General features: G+C 69.7%; 18 protein-coding genes. 1 reads left to right on the top strand and 17 read right to left on the bottom strand.

Translation table 11 applies throughout. The features are described from left to right. Positions 1 to 24 precede the first annotated feature (24 nt). The 15 genes from NS331_RS05640 to NS331_RS05570 all read right to left on the bottom strand — a co-directional run bounded on the left by NS331_RS05640 (position 25) and on the right by NS331_RS05570 (position 16,920). The gene (locus NS331_RS05640; protein WP_206597321.1) at positions 25 to 1,227 is read right to left on the bottom strand and encodes a lipid-transfer protein; all 1,203 of its coding nucleotides are present in this window, start codon (positions 1,225 to 1,227) and stop codon (positions 25 to 27) included. After that, positions 1,211 to 2,404: an ABC transporter substrate-binding protein gene (locus NS331_RS05635; RefSeq protein WP_193758047.1), complete on the bottom strand. Its 1,194-nt coding sequence runs from the start codon at positions 2,402 to 2,404 to the stop codon at positions 1,211 to 1,213. Before NS331_RS05635 ends, NS331_RS05640 begins: the two co-directional genes overlap by 17 nt. Positions 2,405 to 2,447: 43 nt before the next feature. Next, positions 2,448 to 3,626 carry an ABC transporter substrate-binding protein gene (locus tag NS331_RS05630; RefSeq protein ID WP_058641028.1) on the bottom strand — a complete coding sequence of 393 codons (1,179 nt, stop codon included), beginning with the start codon at positions 3,624 to 3,626 and terminating at the stop codon, positions 2,448 to 2,450. 170 nt (positions 3,627 to 3,796) lie between these two features. Continuing rightward, on the bottom strand, positions 3,797 to 4,207 hold the full coding sequence (locus NS331_RS05625; protein ID WP_058641027.1) for a nuclear transport factor 2 family protein: 411 nt from the start codon (positions 4,205 to 4,207) through the stop codon (positions 3,797 to 3,799). 34 nt (positions 4,208 to 4,241) lie between these two features. Continuing rightward, positions 4,242 to 5,411, bottom strand: coding sequence for an ABC transporter substrate-binding protein (locus tag NS331_RS05620; protein ID WP_242873662.1), 1,170 nt, complete (start codon positions 5,409 to 5,411; stop codon positions 4,242 to 4,244). 47 nt (positions 5,412 to 5,458) lie between these two features. Continuing rightward, on the bottom strand, positions 5,459 to 6,580 hold the full coding sequence (locus NS331_RS05615; protein WP_058641026.1) for an Rv3169 family protein: 1,122 nt from the start codon (positions 6,578 to 6,580) through the stop codon (positions 5,459 to 5,461). Beyond that, on the bottom strand, positions 6,577 to 7,128 hold the full coding sequence (locus NS331_RS26030; RefSeq protein ID WP_058641025.1) for a hypothetical protein: 552 nt from the start codon (positions 7,126 to 7,128) through the stop codon (positions 6,577 to 6,579). The genes NS331_RS05615 and NS331_RS26030 overlap by 4 nt, the downstream gene beginning before the upstream one ends. Further along, entirely contained in the window at positions 7,125 to 8,171 is a 1,047-nt protein-coding gene (locus tag NS331_RS05605; RefSeq protein WP_058641024.1) for a phosphotransferase family protein, read from the bottom strand. The genes NS331_RS26030 and NS331_RS05605 overlap by 4 nt, the downstream gene beginning before the upstream one ends. Before the next feature lie 5 nt (positions 8,172 to 8,176). Beyond that, positions 8,177 to 9,367, bottom strand: a complete 1,191-nt coding sequence (locus NS331_RS05600) for an ABC transporter substrate-binding protein (protein WP_082702274.1) — start codon at positions 9,365 to 9,367, stop codon at positions 8,177 to 8,179. A gap of 71 nt (positions 9,368 to 9,438) precedes the next feature. After that, positions 9,439 to 11,292, bottom strand: coding sequence for an AMP-dependent synthetase/ligase (locus NS331_RS05595; RefSeq protein WP_058641023.1), 1,854 nt, complete (start codon positions 11,290 to 11,292; stop codon positions 9,439 to 9,441). Between the two features lie 8 nt (positions 11,293 to 11,300). Continuing rightward, complete coding sequence (locus tag NS331_RS05590; RefSeq protein ID WP_058641022.1) at positions 11,301 to 12,113, bottom strand: ABC transporter ATP-binding protein; 813 nt, start codon at positions 12,111 to 12,113, stop codon at positions 11,301 to 11,303. Beyond that, positions 12,110 to 12,925, bottom strand: coding sequence for an ABC transporter ATP-binding protein (locus NS331_RS05585; RefSeq protein ID WP_058641021.1), 816 nt, complete (start codon positions 12,923 to 12,925; stop codon positions 12,110 to 12,112). The genes NS331_RS05590 and NS331_RS05585 overlap by 4 nt, the downstream gene beginning before the upstream one ends. Beyond that, positions 12,922 to 13,998, bottom strand: a complete 1,077-nt coding sequence (locus NS331_RS05580) for a branched-chain amino acid ABC transporter permease (RefSeq protein WP_058641020.1) — start codon at positions 13,996 to 13,998, stop codon at positions 12,922 to 12,924. Before NS331_RS05580 ends, NS331_RS05585 begins: the two co-directional genes overlap by 4 nt. 3 nt (positions 13,999 to 14,001) lie before the next feature. Continuing rightward, positions 14,002 to 14,880 (bottom strand): branched-chain amino acid ABC transporter permease, encoded by an 879-nt coding sequence (locus NS331_RS05575; RefSeq protein ID WP_058641019.1) that lies wholly within the window; start codon positions 14,878 to 14,880, stop codon positions 14,002 to 14,004. Between the two features lie 423 nt (positions 14,881 to 15,303). Beyond that, positions 15,304 to 16,920, bottom strand: coding sequence for a GGDEF domain-containing protein (locus NS331_RS05570; RefSeq protein ID WP_058641018.1), 1,617 nt, complete (start codon positions 16,918 to 16,920; stop codon positions 15,304 to 15,306). Between the two features lie 507 nt (positions 16,921 to 17,427). Between NS331_RS05570 and NS331_RS05565 the strand changes: the two genes are divergently transcribed. After that, entirely contained in the window at positions 17,428 to 18,984 is a 1,557-nt protein-coding gene (locus tag NS331_RS05565) for an FAD-binding oxidoreductase (protein WP_058641017.1), read from the top strand. 37 nt (positions 18,985 to 19,021) lie between these two features. Here the strand turns inward: NS331_RS05565 and NS331_RS05560 are convergent, their stop codons facing one another. Together NS331_RS05560 and NS331_RS05555 are read right to left on the bottom strand one after the other, a co-directional pair. After that, positions 19,022 to 20,155 (bottom strand): sensor domain-containing diguanylate cyclase, encoded by a 1,134-nt coding sequence (locus NS331_RS05560; RefSeq protein WP_242873661.1) that lies wholly within the window; start codon positions 20,153 to 20,155, stop codon positions 19,022 to 19,024. A 235-nt stretch (positions 20,156 to 20,390) separates the two neighbouring features. Beyond that, on the bottom strand, positions 20,391 to 21,288 hold an 898-nt coding region (locus NS331_RS05555; RefSeq protein ID WP_153012755.1), incomplete at its 5' end, for an MFS transporter.

Raw genomic sequence — 21,288 nt, 5'->3', positions numbered from 1 at the left:
GATGCGCGCCGGTGCGCACAGGGTTCAACCGAGTTCGTACACCGTGACCACGCAGGCGCCGCCCAGGCCCAGGTTGTGCTGCAGCGCATGGCGGGCACCCGGCACCTGCCGGCCGCCGGCCTCGCCGCGAAGCTGCCAGGTCAGCTCGGCGCACTGTGCGAGCCCAGTGGCGCCCAGCGGATGGCCCTTGGAAAGCAGGCCGCCCGAGGGATTGGTCACCACCCGCCCGCCGTGCGTGTTCTGCCCATCGAGCACGAAGCCCTCGGCCTCCCCCTCGCGGCACAGGCCCAGGGCCTCGTAGCTGATGAGCTCGTTGGCGGTGAAGCAGTCGTGCAGCTCCACCACCGGAATGTCCTCGGGCCCAACGCCGGCCTCCTCGTAGGCCGCGCGCGCGGCGCGACGGGCCATGTCGTAGCCCACCAGCTTGCGCAGGTCCTGCTCGTCGAAGCTGCTGTTGCCGTCTGTCGCCATGCCCTGGCCCGCGATGCGCACCCGCATGTCGAGGCCATGGCGACGCGCGAAGGCGGCCGAGCACAGCACCGCCGCCGCGGCGCCGCAGGTGGGCGGACAGCATTGCAGACGGGTGAGCGGATCGAAGACCATGGGCGATGCCATGACCTCGTCCAGCGTGAGCGGCGTACGGAACAGCGCCAGCGGGTTGTGCGCCGCATGCGCGCGGGCCTTGACCGCGATGCGACCGAAGGTGTCGGCACGGGTCCCATAGAGCTGCATGTGCATGCGCCCCGCGCCGCCGAAGAGCTGCGCCGCGATGGGCGCCTGCGGGTCGCGGCCCTGCACCTGGTCCAGCGTGTCCAGCAGCCGCTGCGACGGGTCGGGCCGGTCGGACCACTGCGCGGCGATGGCGCCGCGGCCCATCTGCTCGAAGCCCACCGCCAGCACGCAGTCGGCGGCGCCGCTGGCCACCGCCTGCCGGGCCAGGAACAGGGCCGTGGAGCCGGTCGCGCAGTTGTTGTTGACGTTGAAGACCGGCACGCCGGTGAGCCCCAGCCGGTACGACACCGCCTGGCCGCAGCAGGAGTCGCCGTAGACATAGCCGGCCATGACCTGCTGCACCGACTGGTAGTCGACACCGGCGTCGTCCAGCGCGGCCCGCGCGGCGCGCGCCCCCATGACGTCGTAGGCCTCGCTGGCGCCGGGCTTGGCGAAGGGCAGCATGCCCACGCCGACGACGTGCACCGGCTGCATGGCCTTAGCGGAACTGGTCATAGTCGAGCACCACCTTCCAGCGGCCGTTCTGCAGCTGCGACAGTCGCGAGCGGCTGGAGCCCAGGTGCTGCGCGGCCGAGAAGCGCATCGGCGGGTTGCCGAAGATGTCACCGGGCACGTCCACGCCCTCCATCGCACGCGTGAAGCCCTCGGTCGTGAGCTGCGGCCCGGCGCGTTCGAGCGCCCTGGCGATCAGGTTGATCTTGGTGTAGCCGTACACGCTGAAGATGGTGGGCGCCGACTGGAACTGCGCCTGGTAGCGCCGGGCCCAGTCGGCCACGGGCGCAGAGGCATCGTCCAGATACGGAAAGGCCGCCGTGTGCACCGCATAGAGGCCATCCATGTCCTTGCCGCCCAGGCGCGGAATGAGCTCCGAATAGCCGGTGGACGAGATGAGGAAGGTCGGCGAGAAGCCCAGCTTGCGCGCCTCGGCGATCACGCCCACCGTCTCGCGGATGATGGTGCCCAGCACCACGAAGTCGCAGTTGGCCGCCTTCAGACGCGCCACCTGCGAGGAGAAATCGGTGGCGCCGCGCTTGTAGCTGGCCCGCTCGACGAGCGTGGCGCCCACGGTCTTGAGGCCCGCCTCGGTGCCGCTGAGCACCTCGTGGCCGAAGTCGTCGTCCTGGTAGAGCACGCAGGCCCGCGTGGCCTTGCGTTCGCGGTACAGCCCCGGCACCACCGGCGCGATCTGGTCGAAGGAGGCCGGCAGCATGGCGAACTTGAGCGGGTTCAGCGGCTCGTAGGTCTCGCGCGCCAGCGCCATCGGAAACAGACTGAACACGCCCTTCGGGAACATCACCTGCATGGCCGCCAGCGAATGCGGCGTGCCGAAGCTGCCGACGATGGCGAAGACCTTGTCCTGGTTCACCAGCTTCTGCGCCGCGAGCACCGAGCGCTTGGGGTCGTAGCCGTGGTCCTCGACCAGCAGGCGCAGCTGGCGGCCGTGGATGCCGCCGCGCGCGTTGATCTCGGCGATGGCCATCTGCAGGCCGTTGCGCACGTCGCGGCCATAGGGCGCCACCGGGCCGGAGAGGTCGGCGATGGTGCCCAGCAGCACCTCGTTGGGCGTCACGCCCTGGGGCGGCGTCTGGGCCTGGGCGAGCGCGGCGAGCAGGCCGGCGCCCAACAGCGCCATCGTGCGCACAGAGCGGTCCAGGATGGAAGGAAGCGGCATGGCCGTGTCTCCGTGTCGATGCAGGGCGAAGCGGGCCGGCAGCTCAGCGCGCCATCTGGTCGTAGTCCAGCACCACCTTCCAGCGGCCGTCCTGGATCTGCGACAGCCGGGCCTTGTTGGAGCCCAGGTGGCGGTCGGGCGCGAAGGACAGCTCGGGCACGCCGAACATGTCGGCCGGCGTCTTCAGCGCCTCCACGGCGCGCGCCAGGCTGTCGGTGTCGGGCTGGGCGCCGGCCTTGTCCAGGGCCTGCACCAGGCGGTCGGCGATCACGTAGCCGTAGATCGAATAGGCGCTGGGTGCCTCGTTGAAGCGACCGCGGTAGGCCGTGAGCCAGGGCTTGAGCGCGTCCGACACGCTGTCTTCGTACGGATGCTGCACGGTCATCGTGGAATAGAAGCCGTCCATCGGCTTGCCGCCCAGCTTGTGGATGAGGTCGGTGTAGGTGCCGAAGGCGCCCAGGAAGGTGGGGTTGAAGTCGATGCGCCGCGCCTCGTTGAGCGTGCCCACGGTCTCGCGGATCAGCGTGCCGGTGACCACGAAGTCGCAGCCCGCGGCCTTCATGCGTGCCACCTGCGACGAGAAGTCGGTGGCACCGCGCTTGAAGCTGGTCTTCTCGGCCAACTCGGCGCCCACGGTCTTGAGCCCGGCCTCGGTGCCGCGCAGGATCTCCAGGCCGTATTCGTCGTCCTGGTAGATGATGCAGGGCCTGGCCGCCTTCTTCTCGCGGTAGAGCCGCGCCGCCGCCGGCGCGATCTGGTCATAGTAGGACGAGAGGAAGGCGAACTTGAGCTTGCTCACCGGCTCGTACATGTCACGCGACAGCGCGGCCGGGAAGAAGTTCATGACGTTCTTCGACGCCAGCACCGGCAGCGCGGCGTTGTTGACGCCGGTGCCCAGCGAGCCGGCCATGACGAAGATGCGGTCCTGGTTCACCAGCTTCTGCGTCGCCAGCACGGCACGCTTCGGGTCGTAGCCCGAGTCCTCGACCAGCAGGCGCAGCTTGCGGCCCTGCACGCCACCCTTGTCGTTGGCTTCGGCGATGCGCATCTGGATGCCGTTGCGCAGGTCCTTGCCGTAGCCGGCCAGCGGGCCCGACAGGTCCTGCAGGGTGCCGACCAGGATCTCGTCCTTGGTCACGCCCTGAATCTGGGCGGCGGCCAAGCCGCAGGCCGCCAGGGCCACGCCGCCGATGAAGGAATGAAGGCGTCTCGAAGTGCGCATGGGGTTGTCTCCGTCAGTGGCTGGCCGGTCGGTGCGGGGCCGGCATGTTGTCGTGCCCGAACCATAGGGCGCGCGAGGGCGGCCGGTATCGTCGTATCCGACGAGCGCGGGGCGCGCGATCCTGCACCGACCTGCAGCGCGACGCGCGGCGGTGCGCTGCAGGTCGCCGCTCAGGCCGCGGCCAGCAGCGACTTCAGCTGCATGCGGTCGAAGTACACCGTGTCGCGCGAGATCTGGTCGCCGCGCACCATCACCAGGTCCATGCCCTTGGTCATGACGCGGTCGGTCGAGCCCGGGCGCCAGACTTCCATGTCCCAGAACACGACCAGGCCGTTCTGGCCTTCCAGGCGATGGTGCTCGTAGATGGTCCAGCGCGAGTCCCACGCCTTGAAGTAGCTGTTCAGGTAGTTGCGCAGCCGGTCGCGGCCATCGATGCGCACGCCGGCGCCGGGCTCGCTGTACTGCACGTCCTCGGTGTAGTAGTTCAGCGTGCCTTCGATGTCGCGCTGGTCCCAGCAGCGCGTGAGGCGCTCGGTCACGTCCAGCAGGTGTTCGGTGCTTTGCAGTTCTTGGGTGCTCATGGTTCGCTCCTTGGAAGTGGAAGGGAAAGGACGGTCAGTCCGCCGACACCCATCGGCCGTCGTGGATTCGGGCCAGGCGGACGGCGTCGATGCCCAGGCGTCGGCCCGGGGCATAGCGGATCTCCGGCGTGCCGAAGAGGGTGGCGGGCAGGGGCTGCGTCTCCAGCGTCTTGACGAGGCTGGCGGTGTCCAGCGCGGGGCCGGCGGCACGCGCCGCGGCGGCGAAGCTGTCGATGACGAAATAGCCCTGAGCCGAGAAGACGCTGGGCTCCTCGCCGAAGGCGGCCTTGTAACGCTGGGCCCAGGCGCGCACGGGGGCGGGGCCGCTGTCGGCATAGGGCTGGTCGATGACGACGCTGGCGTACAGACCCTCCACCGCCTCGCCACCCAGCCGCGGCACGGTGGCCGAGTAGGCCGACACGGTGGCCAGGAAGGCGGGGCGGAAGCCGATCTTGCGGGCCTCGGTCATCACGCCCACGGTCTCGCGGATCACGGTGCCGAGCACCACGCCGTCGCAGCCCGCGGCCGCCAGGCGGGCCACCTGCGAAGAAAAGTCCGTCGCGCCGCGCTTGTAGCTGGTGCGCTCGGCCAGCGTGCGGCCGGCGGCCTTGAGCCCGGCCTCGGACCCGCGCAGGATCTCCTGGCCGAATTCGTCGTCCTGGTAGACCGTGCAGACGGTGCGCGCGCCGCTCTGGCGCAGGAAGGCGGGCAAGCCCTTGGAGAGCTGGTCCACGTACGACGGCAGGTAGGCGAAAGTCAGCGGCTGCGGCGGCTCGTAGGTCAGCGCCGTGGCGGTGAGCGGCATGAAGTTGAGCGTCTGCGTCTGCCGCAGCAGACCGGCCGATGCCATCATGGGCGCCGTGCCCAACTGGCCCACGATGGCGAAGACGCCGTCGCGCTCGATCAGCTTCTGCGCGCCCAGCACGGCCCGCTTGGGGTCGTAGCCGTGGTCTTCCACCAGCAGGCGCAGCTTGCGGCCGCCGATGCCGCCCTGGGCATTGATCTCGTCGACGCGCATCTGCATGCCGTCGCGCGCATCCTTGCCGGCGCTGGCCAGCGCGCCGGAGAGGTCCAGCAGTGTGCCGATGCGCAGCTCCTGCGGACCCACACCGCGCGCCTGGGCACCGGCCAGCGCGGCGGCGGTGCCCAGCACCAGGGCCATCAGGGCGCTGCGCAGGGATGCGGTCTTGGTCGTGGTCTTCATCGATGTCTCCTGGGGTGGCGGATCGGTCGGCCGGCCGGCATGTGCGCTCACATGGGCGGCAGGTGCGCCACCTCGTCGTAGCGGCCGTAGCCGGGCGAGAGGCCGCACTGCAGCGCGCCGTAGCCGATGCGTGCACCGTCGCGAATCTCCAGCACCTGGTCGGCCAGGCTGCGCAGCAGCGCGCGGTCGGCCGGGTCCGCGAAGTCCCACCGGCGCGCGCCTGCATGCAGCGGCCCCTTGTCGTCGCCGTGGTTCCAGCCATCCAGGCCGCCGTACAGGCCGCCCTTGAGGAAGTAGCGACCCGGCAGGGCGCGCAGGCTCAGGGCCCGCGTCGAGCCGTCGGCGAAGGCCAGCGTCAGGCGGCCGCCGGTGACGACCTGGCTGGGCGCCGACGCGTCCCAGTCGAGCGCGTGCGTGACGCCGACGATGGGCACCGGCGCCCCGCCCTGCCCGCGCCGGCCGCTGCGCGAGCCGCCCAGGAAGCGCACCTGGCCCGGCGCCTTTTCCTTGAGGAAGAAGTGAAGCGCCTCGTCCTCGAACTGCAGGCAGGCGAAGGCATAGAACATGGGCGGAAAGCGCGAAGGTGCGGCGTCGCCGGCTTCGGTGCGCAGTTCCAGCCGGCGGCCCCAGGAGCGGTCGCGCGCGCCCCAGCAGGTGTCGGCGTCCACGGCGTGGCGACGGCCGTCGAATTCGATCCATCCCTCGTAGCGGCCCAGCTGCACGAAGCGGTTGACGTCGGAATACAGCACGCCGTCCTTGCGGATCAGCTCGCGCCCTTCCTCGTTGGGCACCATGCGGCCATGGAACAGCAGGTCCATCGCCACGCCCGACGCGTTGGGCGCCACCACCAGGCGATGGCGGTCGAAGCCGGCCTGAACCTCGATGCGCAGGGCGCCGGCCTCCGGGTCCAGCGGCCGGTCGCCGGCATGGCGCGAGACCTGGTAGTCGAACTGGCGGCCGTCCATCGACACGCCCGCGTAGCCATCGACGATGCCGCGGCCCGGGTAGCGGCCCATGCCGACGTTGAAGGCCAGCCGGCCCCCGGGCACCACCTGGCCGGTGTACCAGAAGCGTTCGGTGAACACCGTCATGCCGCTGTCGTCGGCCGCCGGCTCGTGCAGGGGCGCGGCCGTCTGGTGGCCGAAGAAGTCGTCCTGGGGCGTGATCATGGTCGGGGGCCTGCCGGTGCGGCGGAAGGGGCCGGCGCCCGCTTGCGCGTGAGCCGGCCGAGGTGGGTGGGCGCCATGAAGCGAAGGTCGGCCTCGGCGGCCACGCGGCCGTAGGCGAGCAGCCAGGCGTCGAGGTCGGGTGGCACGGGTTGCGCGCCCGGCGGCACCTGGGCTTCGGCCCAGGCGTCGCAGGCATGGATGGCCTGTTCCAGCGCCACGGCATCGGTGGCGGCGGGCATGGGGCGCGGCACGCCCGGCGCATCCGCCACGGGCGGCTGTGCCAGCAGCGCCTGCCGTGCGGCCAGCCGGGCGGCCAGGGGCGCCGGGTCCCAGGCCACGGTGGCGCCGAGCTGCGCGATCACCTGCAGCAGGCTGGCCGCGGCGGCCCGCGCCGGGGCATCGGTGAGCCGCGGCATCAGCTGGTCCTCCACCGTGGCGGCCATGGCGGCAAGGATCATCTGGGGGGTCTCGCACAGAGCCGGCTGCGCCGCTCGCCCGGCGCCGGCTCCATCGGAGGCGCCATCGGCGACGGTGATGCGTGCGTTCATGCCGCTTCCTCCATCGCCTGCGCCAGACGCAGCAGGAAGCTCGGGTTGTTGTGCGCCAGACAGACCAGGCGCAGGTCCTGCCCACCCGAGAGGAAGCCCGATTCGCCGCCGAGGTTGATGGCCACCATCTTGTAGAGCGAGAACACCTGCCAGTAAGCCAGCGCCTGCCGGTCCACGCGAAGGCCACCGGCGGCCTCGTACTGCGCGATGAAGGCCTCGTGGTCGATCAGGCCCGCCAGGCGCATGTCGGGCAGCATCACCCAGGCCAGGTCCTCGTGCGGATCGCCCAGGTGCGTCATCTCCCAGTCGAGCATGGCCGTGATGCGCGGGCCAACGCTGAGGAAATTGCCCACGCGGTAGTCGCCATGCACCACCACCGGCCGCGCGACCTGCGGCGCCCTGGCCTGCAGCCAGTGGGACGCATGGGCCATGAGCGGCTGAGGCCGCCGGCTCCAGCGCCGCACGCGGGCCTGCCAGAACTGAACCTGCGCGATGCCTGGTGACTGCGCGGCGTCCTCGCCCTGCAGCGTGTCGATGCCGGCGGCCTGCCAGTCGAAGCGATGCAGCCGCGCCAGCACCTGCGCCAGCTCACCCCCCAGCGGGGCCAGCACCGAAGCATCGGCGATGCCGTAGTCGCGGGTGAAGGGGTTGAGCTCCTCGCCCGCCACGCAGTCGGTGACCAGGAAGGGCGCGGCCAGGATGGCCGGGTCGTCCGAATGCCAGCGAAGCGCCGGTACCGGCACGCCGGAATCGGCCAGGGCCTGCAGCACGCGGGCCTGGGGCAGCGCCGAGTACGGCGCCATCAACCCGGCCGGCGAGCCGACCTTGACGATGAAGCGCCGGCCGTTTAGCGCATGGCCCATCGCGCGCAGGGTGAAGGCGGCCGTGATCCAGGACATGCCACCGGTGAAGCGGCGCAGGGCCTCGACCTGCACCGCGCAGCCGAGCGCGTCGCGCAGGTGACGCGCCAGGCCCGCGGCGATGGCCGCGTCGCTCAGGTCCGGCGCCTGCGGCGCATCGGCGATGACGGTGGCGGCGCTCATCCGGATCAGTTGTTCAGCAGCACCCAGCGGCCACCCTGGATCTGCGAGATCCGCGCCACGTCGTTGCCCAGCCGCCGCTGCGGGCCGAAGCGCATCTCCGGGGTGCCGAAGAGCGAAGGCGGGATGCGCAGCCCGTCCATCGCCTGGCCGAAGCTGGCCGGCGTCAGCGCCGGCCCCGCCGCCTGCACGCCACGCACGAAGCTGTCGAGGATGAAGTAGCCGTAGCCCGAGAACACTGTCGGGTCGTCCGAGAAGCGGGCCTTGTAGCGGGCGGCCCATTCGCGCAGCGGCCCGTTCGGCGAATCGAGGTAGGGCTCCTCCACCAGCATGGTGGCGTAGAGGCCCTCCACCGCCTCGCCGCCCAGGCGCGGGATCGCCGACGAATAGGCCGAAGACGTGCCGACGAACACCGGCTTGAAGCCCAGCTTGCGGGCCTCGGTCATCACGCCGACGGTCTCGCGCACCACCGTGGCCAGCACCACGCCGTCGCAGTCGGCGGCCTTGGCGCGCGCCACCTGCGACGAGAAGTCGGTGGAGCCACGCTTGAAGCCCATCTTCTCGGTCCACTGCAGGCCCTGCGCCTGCAGCGCGGCCTCGGCACCGCGGGTGATCTCCAGGCCCAGTTCGTCGTCCTGGTAGATGGCGCAGATGCGCTTGAGCCCGCGCGCCTGCATCAGGCCGGGCAGCGCATGGCGGATCTGGTCGTAGTCGGCCGGATGGAAGGCGTACTTCAGCGGCGAGGCGGGCTCGAAGGCCTGGCGCGCCGATGACAGCGGAAAGAAGTTGACCATGCCGGCACGCTCCAGCAGCGGCAGCGTGGCCAGCATGGTGGCCGAGCCGAACTGGCCCACCATCATGAAGACCTGGTCGCGATCGATGAGCTTCTGCGCGCCCAGCACGGCGCGCTTGGGGTCGTAGCCGTGGTCCTCGATCACCAGGCGCAGCTTGCGGCCGTGGATGCCGCCCTGGGCATTGGCCTCGTCCAGCCGCATCTGCATGCCGTTGCGGATCTCCTTGCCCGGGCCCGCAGCGGGGCCGGAGAGGTCCTGCAGGCTGCCGATCAGGATCTCGTCCTTCGTGATGCCGCGCACCGGCTGCTGCGCATGGGCATGCCCGGCCGCCAGCACCAGGCCGCCGAGCAGTCCGGACAGCAAGGCCCGCGCGGCGGTGTGCAGGAAATGACGGATGGATGTCATGACGGTCTCCTCGACAGGTGGCACAAAGGCGCGCGGCGCACCGCCCCGCACCTGCGGCGATGCAGCCCGCCTCAGCGGTACATCGCCTCGATCTGCTCGGCGTACTTCTTCTGCACGAAGCTGCGCTTGAGCTTCATGGTGGGCGTCAGCTCCTCGTCCTCGGCCGACAGTTGCGTGTCCAGCAGGAAGAAGCGCTTGATCTGCTCGACGCGGGCGAACTTGCGGTTGGCCTTGTCGATCTCGGCCTGGATGAGCGCCTGGATCTCGGGGGCGCGCGTCAGGCTGGCGTAGTTGGAGAAGGGGATGTCGTGGTCCTGCGCGTACTTCTCCACGTTCTCCTGTTCGATCATCACGATGGCCGTGAGGTAGGCGCGGCGGTCGCCGATCACCACCGCGTCGGTCACGTAGGGGCTGAACTTGAGTTCGTTCTCCCACTCGCTCGGCGTCACGTTCTTGCCGCCGGCCGTGATGATGATGTCCTTCATGCGGTCGGTGATGCGGAAGTAGCCCTGCGCATCCACCGTGCCCACGTCGCCCGTGTGCAGCCAGCCGTCGGCATCGATGGTCTCGGCCGTCTTCTCGGGCAGGTTGAGGTAGCCCATGAACACGTTGGGCCCGCGCACCAGCAGCTCGCCCGTGGCCGGGTCCAATCGCACCTCGTTGTACGGGCTGGCCGCGCCGATGGTGCCCAGGCGGATGCCCCCGGGCGGCATGCTGGTCGAGATGCCGCACGACTCCGTCTGGCCCCAGGCCTCGAGCATGGGAATGCCCAGCGCCAGGTACCAGCGGATCAGCTCCGGCGAGATGGGCGCCGCGCCGGTGGCCATGAAGCGGCAGCGCTGGATGCCGATGAAGCGGCGCACGTTGTCCAGCGCCGCCAGGCCCGCCAGGCGGTAGCGCAGCTTGAGCCCGGCACCGACCGGCTGCCCCGCCAGCACGCGGTCGGCCACCGCCAGGCCCTGGGCGATGGCCCAGCGGTACAGGGCCTGCTGCACGGGGCCGGCCTCCTTGACCGCGATGGTGACGGCCGAATAGAACTTCTCCCACATGCGCGGCACGCCCGCGAACACGGTGGGCGCGATCTCGCGCACGTTCTCGGGCACGGTGTCGGGGTTCTCGACGAAGTTCATGCGCGTGCCGGTGTAGATCGAGGCATAGAGCCCGACCACCCGCTCGGCCACGTGGCACAGCGGCAGGAAGCACATGCGCTCGTCGCGCTCGTCCTGCGGCAGGATGCGGTTCTGCCCATGCACCACCGTCACCAGGCTGCGGTTGTTGTGCATGGCGCCCTTGGGCTTGCCGGTGGTGCCCGAGGTGTAGATGAGGATGGCCAGGTCCTCGGGGCCGCGCAGCTCGCGCAGGCGCTCGAACTCGCCCGGGTGCGCCGCGTCGTGCGCGCGACCGCGTTCGCGCAGCGCGTCCAGGGTGATCACCATCGGGTCGCTGAATTCGGCCAGGCCCTTGGGGTCGATCAGCACGATGGTGTGCAGCAGCGGCAGGCGGGCGCGCACCTCCAGCGCCTTGTCCAGCTGCTCCTCGTCCTCCACCACCAGCACGGTGGTGCGCGAGTCCTCGCACAGGTAATGCACCTGGGCCGCCGCATCGGTGGGATAGATGCCGTTGGAGACGCCCGCCGCGCCCAGCACGGCCAGGTCGAGCCAGACCCATTCGACGCGCGTGTTCGACAGGATCGATACGCAGTCGCCGGGCGCGAGGCCCTGCGCCACCAGGCCCATCGCGAGTTCGCGCACCAGCGTGCCGACCTCGTTCCAGCTCCAGCCGCGCCAGACGCCGAGGTCCTTCTGCCGCATCATGACGCGGTCGCCGCGCGCCGCGACGCCGGCCCAGAAGATGCGCGAGATGGTGTCGCCGGGGACGACGAGGTCGTCCGTGGGCCTGAAGTGATCGAGATTCCAGAGTGCCATGCGCCGCCTCACCGCCAGTTCTTCTTTTTCTTCCAGCGCCGGTCTCCGCGGGCGCCGGCTTCCTTCATGCCGAGGTAGAACTCCTTGATGTCGTCCTTCTCGCGCAGCCGGTCGCAGGCGTCGTCCATGACGATGCGGCCGTTCTCCAGCACGTAGCCGTGGTCGGCCACGTTCAGCGCCATGTTGGCGTTCTGCTCGACCAGCAGGATGGTGGTGCCGCGCTCGCGGTTGATGCGCACCACGATCTCGAAGATTTCCTTGGTCAGCCGCGGCGACAGACCCAGGCTGGGCTCGTCGAGCAGGATCATGGCCGGGCCGGCCAGGATGGCGCGGGAGATGGCGAGCATCTGCTGCTGTCCGCCCGAGAGCAGCCCGGCGTCCTGCGCGGCGCGCTCGCGCAGGATGGGGAAGTAGCCGAACACCGTCTCCATGTCGCGGGCCACCGCGTCGCGGTCGCGCCGGGTGTAGGCGCCCATCAGCAGGTTGTCGCGCACCGAGAGCAGCGGGAACACCTCGCGGCCTTCGGGCACATGCGACAGGCCACGGCGCACGATCCAGGCCGGGTCGCGCGCCGTGATCTCCTCGCCCTGGAAGACGATGCTGCCCTTCTGCGGATCGATGATGCCGCTGATGGTCTTCAGGATGGTGGACTTGCCCGCGCCGTTGGAGCCCAGCACCGTCGCGATCTGCCCCGGCATCACGCGCAGGCTCACGCCGCGGATGGCCTTGACGGGGCCGTAGGCGCTTTCGACGTTGGCGAGCGACAGGGTCGGCTGCATGTCGGCCTGCGGCGCATGTGCGGCAATCGGCAGCGCGCTCATACCATCGCCTCCATGCGCGGACGGCGCAGCGACGCCACATCGTCCACCGTGCCCAGGTAGGCCTCGACAACGGCCGGGTCGGACTGCACCGCGGCCGGTTCGCCCAGGGCCAGAACCGCGCCCTGGTTCATGGCCAGCACCCGGTCCGACACCTTGGACACCAGGCCCATGTCGTGCTCGACCATCAGCACCGTCACGCCCAGGTCGCGCCGGATGTCCTGGATCCAGAAGGCCATGTCGCCGGTCTCCTCCACGTTCAGGCCGGACGAGGGCTCGTCCAGCAGCAACAGCCGCGGCTCGGTGCACAGGGCGCGCGCCAGCTCCACCACCTTGCGCACGCCGTAGGGCAGGCCCGCCACCTGCGCATCGCGGTAGTGCTGCAGGTCGAGCAGGTCGATCACCTCCTCCACCTTGCGGCGCGTCTCGCGCTCGGCGCGGCGCACCTGGGGCAGGAAGAGCATCTCGCTCCACACGCTGGTGCGACGGCGGATGTGGCGGCCGATCAGCAGGTTCTGCAGCACAGTTGCATGCTCGAACAGCTCGATGTTCTGAAAAGTGCGGGCGATGCCCAGGGCCGCCACCCCATGCGGCGGCACGTCGTTCAGGCGGCGGCCGGCAAACTGCAGCTCGCCGGTGGTGGCCTCGTAGATGCGGCTGATGAGGTTGAAGACCGTGGTCTTGCCAGCGCCGTTGGGGCCGATCAACGTGAAGACCTCGCCGGGCATCACGTCGAAGCTCACGTCGTTGACCGCCAGCACACCGCCGAAGCGCACGCTGAGGTGACGGGCCGAGAGAAGGGGCTGTGCGTTCACTTCAGCCTTTCGGATTTGGCGTAGGACTTCTGTCGGCGGAACATGCCGCGGCGGTAGAAGGGATACAGCTCCAGCCAGGTGCGCAGCTTGAGCCAGCGGCCGTAGATGCCCAGCGGCTCCAGCATCACGAAGGCGATCAGCACACCGCCGTACACCACGCTCTGCAGCCCCGCGGCCTGCGCCATGGCGGGCGGCAGCCAGTCCTTGGCCAGGGAGATCAGCTGCGGCATGCCGATCAGGAAGATCGCGCCGAAGAAGGCGCCGTGCATGGAGCCCAGCCCACCCACCACGATCATCAGCACCAGGTCGATGGACTGCACCAGGCCGAACTGGTCGGGCGAGATGAACTGCATCTTGTGCGCATACAGCGCACCGCCCAGGCCCGCCAGCGCGGCGGAGATGGCGAAGGACATGAACTTGAAGCGCGCCAGCGGAATGCCCATGCTCTGCGCCGAGATCTCCGAATCACGCATGGCGACGAAGGCGCGGCCGGTGGGCGAGCGCAGGAGGTTGAGCACCGCCAGCGTGGCCCCGATGACGCAGACCAGACACAGGAAGTACAGCGCCTCGGTGCTGTCCAGCGGCCGGCCGAAGAGCGAGGCGCTGGCCACCGCCTTGCCGGCGTTGCCGCCGGTCACGCTCTCCCAGCGGGCCAGCACCTCCTCGACGATGAAGCCGAAGGACAGGGTGGCGATCGCCAGGTACATGCCCTTGACGCGCAGTGCCGGCAGGCCCACCACCACCCCCACGGCCGCCGCCAGCGCCATCGAGCAGGCCAGGCTCACGGGCAGCGGCCAGCCGCGCGCGATCAGGTAAGCCTCGGTGTACGCCCCCACGCCCATGAAGGCCGCATGGCCGATGGAGAACTGCCCCGTGAAGCCGGCCAGCAGCATCAGCCCCACGGCCACGATGGCGTAGATGAAGACGAAGGTCAGCTGCGCGACCCAGTAGGTGGACAGCAGCCAGGGCGCGGCCAGCAGCGCCACGAGCAGCAGCCCGTACCAGAAGCGCTGGCCGCCGTGGCGGGCCAGGTCGATGTCCTGGTCGTAGCGGGTCTTGAAGATGAAGCGCATGGCTCAGACCTTCTTGCGGGCGCGGTCGCCGAAGAGCCCGGTGGGCTTGATGGCCAGCATCAGCAGCACCACCACGTAGGGCACCACGTCCTTGAAGCCTTCGGGCAGGTAGAAGCCCGACAGCGCCTCGACCAGGCCGATGATCAGACCGCCCACGATGGCGCCCGGCAGGCTGCCGAAGCCGCCCACGATGGCCGCCGGAAAGGCCTTGAGCCCGATGAAGCCCATGTTGGCGTGCACGAAGGTCACCGGCGCCAGCAGCAGGCCGGCGGCGGCGGCCACCGCGGCGGCCAGCGCCCACACCAGCCCGTTGAGGCGCTGCACCGGAATGCCCATGTAGTAGGCCGCCAGCTGGTTCTGCGACGAGGCCTGCATGGCGATGCCGACGCGCGTGAAGCGGAACAGCAGCCACAGCGCGGTGCACAGGCCGGCCGTCGCCACGATCACCACCAGCTGCTCGGCCCCCAGCACCACCGCGCCGCCCAGGGCGACGGTCTCACCCTTGTAGGGGACGGCCAGCGTGTGGGTGTCGGTGCCCACGCCCGGCACCATGGTGATCAGCCCGCGCATCACGTAGCCCAAGCCGAAGGTGAGCATCACGATCGTGAATTGCGGCTGCCCGAGCACGGGCCGCACGATCAACCGCTCGATCAGCAGGCCCAGCAGCGCCATGGCGCCCAGCGCCGCCAGGGCGGCCAGCCAGAAGGGCCAGCCGAACAGGCCCATGCCGGCAAAGCCGGCAAAGGCGCCCAGCATCATCAGGTCGCCCTGCGCGAAGTTGACGGTCTCGGTGGCCTTGTAGATGAGCACGAAGCCCAGCGCGATCAGCCCGTAGACGCAGCCCTGCGCCAGGCCTGCGATGACGATCTGCAGTACCAGCAATGGTTTGTCTCCTGCTCGTTGTTCGTTCTGCGTGCCGGCATGAGCCAGCACGGAACGAACAATAAACAGTCCGACGGGACGGCATATCGTCGCATCCGACGATCTCAGAAGGGACAGCAGTGGACGTACGGCCATGAGATTCGTCGGGCCGAGCGCACACGGCCCAACTGGGCCCGATGCAATCAAAGAACTTGCATGAGCGTTTTCCCATCTGGTAACTTGGCCTCGGCCAATTGATCACCCAATTGGTATGCTGGACAGATCACCAAGAAGCTTGGTCTCGGTTAAGCAAGTGGTTGATCTTCAAAGGCACTGGGTACCGGCTAAATGAGGGAGGCAACGTACCTCCGCCTCTCCACCAACAGATCCAACCCGTTGATTCCTCAACGGGTTTTTTCTTTTGGGCGCGCCGCCAGCGGCGCCTCATGCGCTGAGGCGAGGCTTCACCCTGTACATCGAGGTGTCGCTGCGGTGCAGCAGCGACTCGGTCGTGTCGCCGTCCACCGCCTCGGCCAGGCCGATGCTGGCCGACACGTGCAGGCCCGCGGCAATCGACCCCCAGTCGAAGGACGCGATGGCCGACTGCACCCGCTCGCACACCGGTGTCGCGATGTCGGCCGTGGCATTGCAGAACACGATGACGAACTCGTCGCCCGCCCAGCGCGCCGGCAAATCGCGCTCGCGCAGCTGGGAGGACATGATGCTCGCCACGGTCTTGAGCACGCGGTCGCCCACCTGATGGGTGAAGCGGTCGTTGATCGCCTTGAACTGGTCGATGTCGAGCAGCGCCACGGCCAGCGGCCGGCCGGTGGCGGCATGGAGCCGGAGTTCGTCGCCCATGACCTGCTCGAGGTGCCGCCGGTTCGCGATGCCCGTCAACGCATCCTCCAGCGACCAGCGCTCGAACTGCTTGGACGCCATCAGCGCCTGCTGCAGGTGGCGCTCGCTCTGCCGGGCGCCGAGCCGCCACGAGACCAGGGCTTCCCGGTTGCTCAGGCTGTCGGCGACGACGCCCTGCTCGCGCCGCCGGAGTGTCCGGGTCTCGCGCAGTGCGTCCTCGCACCGGCCCTGGAGCTCGAACACCTGGATCAGCAGCAGGTGCGCGCGGCAGGCCAGTTGCTCGTGCTCGACGCTCAGGGCGAGGTCGCGCATCTTCTCGAGTTCATGCTGCGTCGTCGCCCAGTCCCGGCCCACCCAGGCGATCTCGGCCATGCACCAGCGCACGAAGGCGTCGAGCCAGGTCACGTCGGACCCCAGCGCGCGCCGCGCGGCCTCGACTTCCGCCCGTGCCGAGGACAGGTCGCCCTGCCAGATGGCCAGCAGGGCGCGCGAGGCCGGGGAAATGACAGACCGCATCGGCTGCAGCCCCGGCAGGAGACCCAGCGCACTGCCGTGCCGCTCGAGGTCGTTGCATTCGGCCACCAGGGCCTCCAGCCGCGCCAGGCTGCCCATGGTGCCGGTGTGGAAACGCTCGTCGACCAGCCGGGAGGCCTCGACCCACACCTGGTTGAGGCGAGGCTGAAAGATGCTGACAGGGGGCTCGCAGCGCCGTGCGGTTTCCACCGCCAGTTCCATCGCGGCATCGCCGCGCTGGTGGTCGCCCCCCCACGAATAGGCCAGGCCCAGGCAGTTCAACGCCAGCACGGTGGGCGGCTGCGGCTGCTTCGTCTTGCACAGCTGCACGCTCAACAGCGCGGCCTCGACCGCCTCGTCGTTGCGGCCCAGCAGCATGCAGACATGGGCGAGCGTCGTCAGCGCATTGGCCTCGCCCTGGGCGTCGCCCAGCTGTTCGAAAAGCTGGGCGGCCCGGCGGCTGTTGCCGCTGGCGCGGCGCAGGTGGGAAGTGATGCGGTCGCAGTGGGCCAGGCAGGCCAGGGCACGCGCTTCGAGCCGGGGGTTGTCGCCATTGGCGGCGGACAGCGCGGTGACGGCGAAGTCGTAGGCGGTCCGGAATCTGCCCTCGTCGAGTGCAGCGTATGCCGCCGCCAAAGAGCCGTCCTGGGTGTCGTCCGAGTCACCGAGGATGACGTGGCGCGTCACAGGCCGCCACTTCCTGGCCGAGGCACGCACGGCAGGCGTCCGACCGGCCCCCCGCGCGCGCAGGGCGTCCGACCCAGCAAAACATCAAGCGTCACAGCCCGCACCCCCGGCAACTCGTTCGGACCGTATCGTACTGGGCGGGTCTGCGGAACAGCGGGCGCGCGGGCCCCAGGCATGGCGCGCAAATGTAAGGTATTGCTTCAATAGAAACAATATTTTACGCTTGGACACCTTTTGACGTCGCTCGACGCTCAGAAGGTGTGAATGAATCCGTCGTGGCCGAGCGGGCTGTCAAAACGCGGCCAATCCAGGCGCAAAGCGCAGCCATAGCTCGGGCTATGGCGAGCATTTGCAACGCAGAGTGGGCGTGTTTTGGCAGAACGAGCGGCCATGGCGGGTTCGTTCACACCTTCTCCGGGCTGCCGACCCGCCACCGGGTGCCTTCCACACTTCAGCACCAGCACCATGCCGCATCACTTCACCCGGAAATTCCATCGCGACCGTGCCTTGTTCAAACGTTGGGCCGAGCTCGACGATGCACTGTTCGAGCAGGTCTCGCGTGAGCGCCTGATGGCCGCGCAGTCGAAACTGCAGGGCCACATCGTCCTGCCCTCCGACCCGGCCTACGACGCCGACCGCAAGCTGTTCAACCCCGTGTTCAACACCTACCCGGTCGTGATCGTCTACTGTGCGGTCGAGAGCGACGTGGCGATCGCCCTGGACCTGGCGAAGGCATTGCCCCTGCCCTTCACGGTGCGCTCCGGCGGCCACTGCACGGCAGGCTTTTCGGCCGGCTACGGCGCACTGATCGACGTGAGCGCGCTCAATGACGCGACGGTGGACGAAACCAACCAGATCGCCACGGTGGGCACGGGCTGCCCCTTCAGCAAGCTGGACTCGGTGCTCGCCGGCTGCGGGCTGCACGTTCCGGGCGGCGAATGCGCGGACGTGTGCGTCGGCGGCTATGTGCAGGGCGGCGGTTACGGCTTCACCTCGGTCACCTACGGCATGAACTGCGACAACGTGATCGACATGCGGGTGATGCTGGCCGACGGCACGATCGTCACGGCCAGCGAAACGGTCAACCGCGACCTCTGGTGGGCCGTGCGCGGCGGCACCGGCGGCAACTTCGGCGTGCTGCTGTCGGTGCGCTACCGGCTGCGGCCGCTCGGGGACGTGTTCGGCTGGGCGCTGATCTGGCCCCTGGCGACCGACGCCGACTTCCAGAACGCCACCCAGGCGCTGATGCTGCTGCAGTCGGACTACATGCTCGATGCGCTGCCGCCGGCCCTGAACGTGCAGGTGTCGCTGTGCTACCAGCCGGGCACGGAAGGCGGCCTGTCGCCGAGCGGCCCGCTGTACCCCTACCTGATGGTGCGGGGGCTGTACGTGGGCTCGCAGGCGGACGGCCAGGCCGCCATCCAGCCGCTGTGCGACCTGCCGGGTGCGATCGTGCAGTGGACGAAGGTGGACAGCTTCTACGATCTCAACAACGACCTGCTGAACGTGCCCTACGGCATGCCCTGCCTGCCGCCGGGCAGCCCGATGCCGTTCGAGGACAAGGCGTCCCGCTACGTCACGCGGGCGCTCACCGCCGACGAATGGCAGGGCCTGCTCCGGTTCTACGTGACCTCGCCCAACACGCTGTCCTACTTCTACATGGAGTTCTACGGCGGGGCCATCAATGCCTATGCGCCCGAGGGCAACGCCTTCGTGCACCGGACGTCGGCCTTCAACGCCGTGCTCGACGTCTTCTGGTTCAACGACGAGCAGAAAGGGCCGGCGGAAGACTTCCTGGAGGGCTGGAAGGACTACCTGCAGCCCATGTGGAACGGCGAGATCTACCAGAACTACCCGCAGGTCGGCCAGCCGGACTACGGCCCCTGCTACTGGGGCGATGCCCAGGCCGGCCTGTACGCCGTCAAGTGCAAGTACGACCCGGACGGCGCCTTTCGGTTCGCGCAGGAGGTCTGCCCGATCATGCCGCCGGGCGGCGGCGTGGGGCCGGTGATCATCCTGCCGGACTGGCTGCAGAAAGCGCTCGACCAGCCCATCGCCCGATAGGGGAACGCGCCCGCCGCCGCCTGCGGCGGGGCGCCTCTCAGACCAGATCGGGCGCGCAGGCCTCGCTGCGATTGCGCCCCTTGTCCTTGGCACGGTAGAGCGCATGGTCGGCCGCGCGCAGCAGCTCCCGGGCGCTGGCGCCGTCCTCGGGATACTGCGCCAGACCGCACGACAGGGTGCAGCGGATCGGCTCGCCCTGGTGCCCGATGGCCCGGCCCGCGAAGGCCTGGCGCAGCCGTTCGGCGCGGTCGAAGGCGGCGGCACGGCTGCAGCCCGGCAGCAACAGCAGGAATTCCTCGCCGCCGTGGCGGTAGGCCAGCTCGCCCGGCTGCAGGTCGGCCTGCATGAGGCGCGCCAGCGCCGTCAGGACCTCGTCGCCCACCTCGTGCCCGTGACGGTCGTTGACGCCCTTGAAATGGTCGATGTCCAACAGCAGCAGGGCGAGTTCGCCATCGCCAGCGCCGGCGCGGGCGGCATCGACGGCGGCCGGCAGGGCCTTGCCCAGATGCCGGCGGTTGAGCAGCCCCGTCAGCGGATCGCAGATCGTCTGCTGATAGAGCCTGGCCTGCAGAGCCTTGATCTCCTCGAACTGGGTGCGCAGCTTCATTTCGCTGCGGTGCTGGTCCATCGCACGGCGGTAGCCGTCCAGCGCATAGGTCACGAAGAAGATGGTCAGGGACACCATCGACAGCGCCGTGGTGCGCAGGTCGGTGTCGAAATGCGGTGCGCGGCCCAGGCCGCAGGCCCACACCAGGCCTGCGCTCAGGCCCATGGCCGCCATCACCAGGGGCAATCCCCGCGGCCCGTAGAAGACGACCATGTGCAGGCAGGCCCCCGCAAACATGGTGAAGGCGATCCACAGCGGAAAGCCAAGGCCCGCGATCCAGCAGCCGGCCCACAGCGCATCGAGCACCTGGTTGCGATGCTCCGCCTCGCGCTGGTCCCTCGCATGCAGCGCCCAGAAATAGGCCAGTTGGGGGTAGAGCAGGAATTGCAGCGCCAGCAGACCCCAGGCCGCGGCCGACGCCCCCGTGGCCAGGAAGTGCGAACCCACCGCGATGAACAGCAGCAGATAGAAGATGCCGCGGTTGCGGCGGTTCATTCGCACGAGCCAGTAGGTGCGCGTCTTGCCGGCGGACGCCGGGGCATTGGAATGCGGAAAGATCTTCACAGGCGATGGGCTCGGCGTCGACACGGGAGCGCGGTCAGGGCGCGACCACCTGCCGCCCGTCGGCAAAGGGCGCAAGGGGCAGCGGATCGCCATCGCCCGCGCATCGCGTGCGCATCGGCACCGTCACCCAGCTTTTGTTGCGTCTCCATCCTGCGGGCGATTCTGCGGCATGTAAACCAAATGCGCACATCCCCGCACAAATGCTAAGCCCCCGGAGCCGGCCTGCCGTGACGGGCTAGCCGCGGATCTCGGCCTGGATGTCTTCCAGCCGACGGCCGCGGGTCTCGACGCCGCTGCGCAGCAGCAGTGCCACCGCCACGGCCAGCGGCACTGAGACGACGAGGGCCGACAGCGTGACGTGGGCGAACAGTCCCGCCACCCCGCCGGCCGCGCCCAGGATGCCGCCCGCCTTGGAACTCGCCGCGATCAGGCCCGAGCCGGTGCCGCGCAGGTGCACCGGGTAGATCTCGGCCGCATAGGGAATGAGCATGGCGATCACCCCGCTCGCGCTGAGCAGCAACAGCGCCGACGCGGCGATGAGCGCCGGCGCCGAGGCCGCGGTGCCCAGGCCCAGCACCGCCAGCACCAGCAGCGAGGCGCAGGTCATCGCCAGGAAGAGCATGAGCGCCTTCACGCTGCTCCAGCGGTGGTAGAGCCAGATGACGAGCGCGGTACCCGGCAGCGCGACCAGCGCCGAACGGGCGAGCAGCGCGTTGGCCTGTTCGGGCGCCATGCCCATGGTGCCCAGGCTGGTCGGCAGCCACAGCAGGAAGCCGAAGTTCACCAGCCCCCAGGCCAGGCCGGCGGCGATGAGCGCCCAGCTGAGCGGTGCATGGGCGCCGCGCAGCAGCGAGGCGCTGGCGGCCGGCGCGGCGGCGGCCTCGTCGTCCGCCGGCGCGGCGGCCGGCCCGGCGCCCGCCGGCCCGGCAAAGCGGTCGAGCACCGCCTGCGCCGCTGCCGGCAGGCCGGCATTGGCCAGGAAGCGGGGCGACTCGGGGATGAAGCGCCCCAGGAAGATGATGAGCAGCCCCGTGGGCAGCCCCAGCAGCCAGAGCGAGCGCCAGCTGAACAGCGGGACCAGCAGGTCGGCCGCCAGCGCGGCCAGCAGATAGCCGGCCGAGGTGCCGACGCCG

This window comes from Pseudacidovorax intermedius (assembly GCF_001476815.1).
Taxonomy (GTDB): Bacteria; Pseudomonadota; Gammaproteobacteria; order Burkholderiales; family Burkholderiaceae_C; genus Xenophilus; species Xenophilus intermedius_A.
Note: the sequence above shows the minus strand (reverse complement) of the source record. Positions and strands in the feature narration are given on the sequence as shown.

Coding starts and splice junctions, on each gene's coding strand:
- NS331_RS26030 (WP_058641025.1), bottom strand. CDS start 7,128: ATGAACGCACGCATCACCGTCGCCGATGGCGCCTCCGATGGAGCCGGC.
- NS331_RS05590 (WP_058641022.1), bottom strand. CDS start 12,113: ATGAGCGCGCTGCCGATTGCCGCACATGCGCCGCAGGCCGACATGCAG.
- NS331_RS05630 (WP_058641028.1), bottom strand. CDS start 3,626: ATGCGCACTTCGAGACGCCTTCATTCCTTCATCGGCGGCGTGGCCCTG.
- NS331_RS05600 (WP_082702274.1), bottom strand. CDS start 9,367: ATGACATCCATCCGTCATTTCCTGCACACCGCCGCGCGGGCCTTGCTG.
- NS331_RS05580 (WP_058641020.1), bottom strand. CDS start 13,998: ATGCGCTTCATCTTCAAGACCCGCTACGACCAGGACATCGACCTGGCC.
- NS331_RS05615 (WP_058641026.1), bottom strand. CDS start 6,580: ATGATCACGCCCCAGGACGACTTCTTCGGCCACCAGACGGCCGCGCCC.
- NS331_RS05605 (WP_058641024.1), bottom strand. CDS start 8,171: ATGAGCGCCGCCACCGTCATCGCCGATGCGCCGCAGGCGCCGGACCTG.
- NS331_RS05635 (WP_193758047.1), bottom strand. CDS start 2,404: ATGCCGCTTCCTTCCATCCTGGACCGCTCTGTGCGCACGATGGCGCTG.
- NS331_RS05640 (WP_206597321.1), bottom strand. CDS start 1,227: ATGACCAGTTCCGCTAAGGCCATGCAGCCGGTGCACGTCGTCGGCGTG.
- NS331_RS05620 (WP_242873662.1), bottom strand. CDS start 5,411: ATGAAGACCACGACCAAGACCGCATCCCTGCGCAGCGCCCTGATGGCC.
- NS331_RS05625 (WP_058641027.1), bottom strand. CDS start 4,207: ATGAGCACCCAAGAACTGCAAAGCACCGAACACCTGCTGGACGTGACC.
- NS331_RS05595 (WP_058641023.1), bottom strand. CDS start 11,292: ATGGCACTCTGGAATCTCGATCACTTCAGGCCCACGGACGACCTCGTC.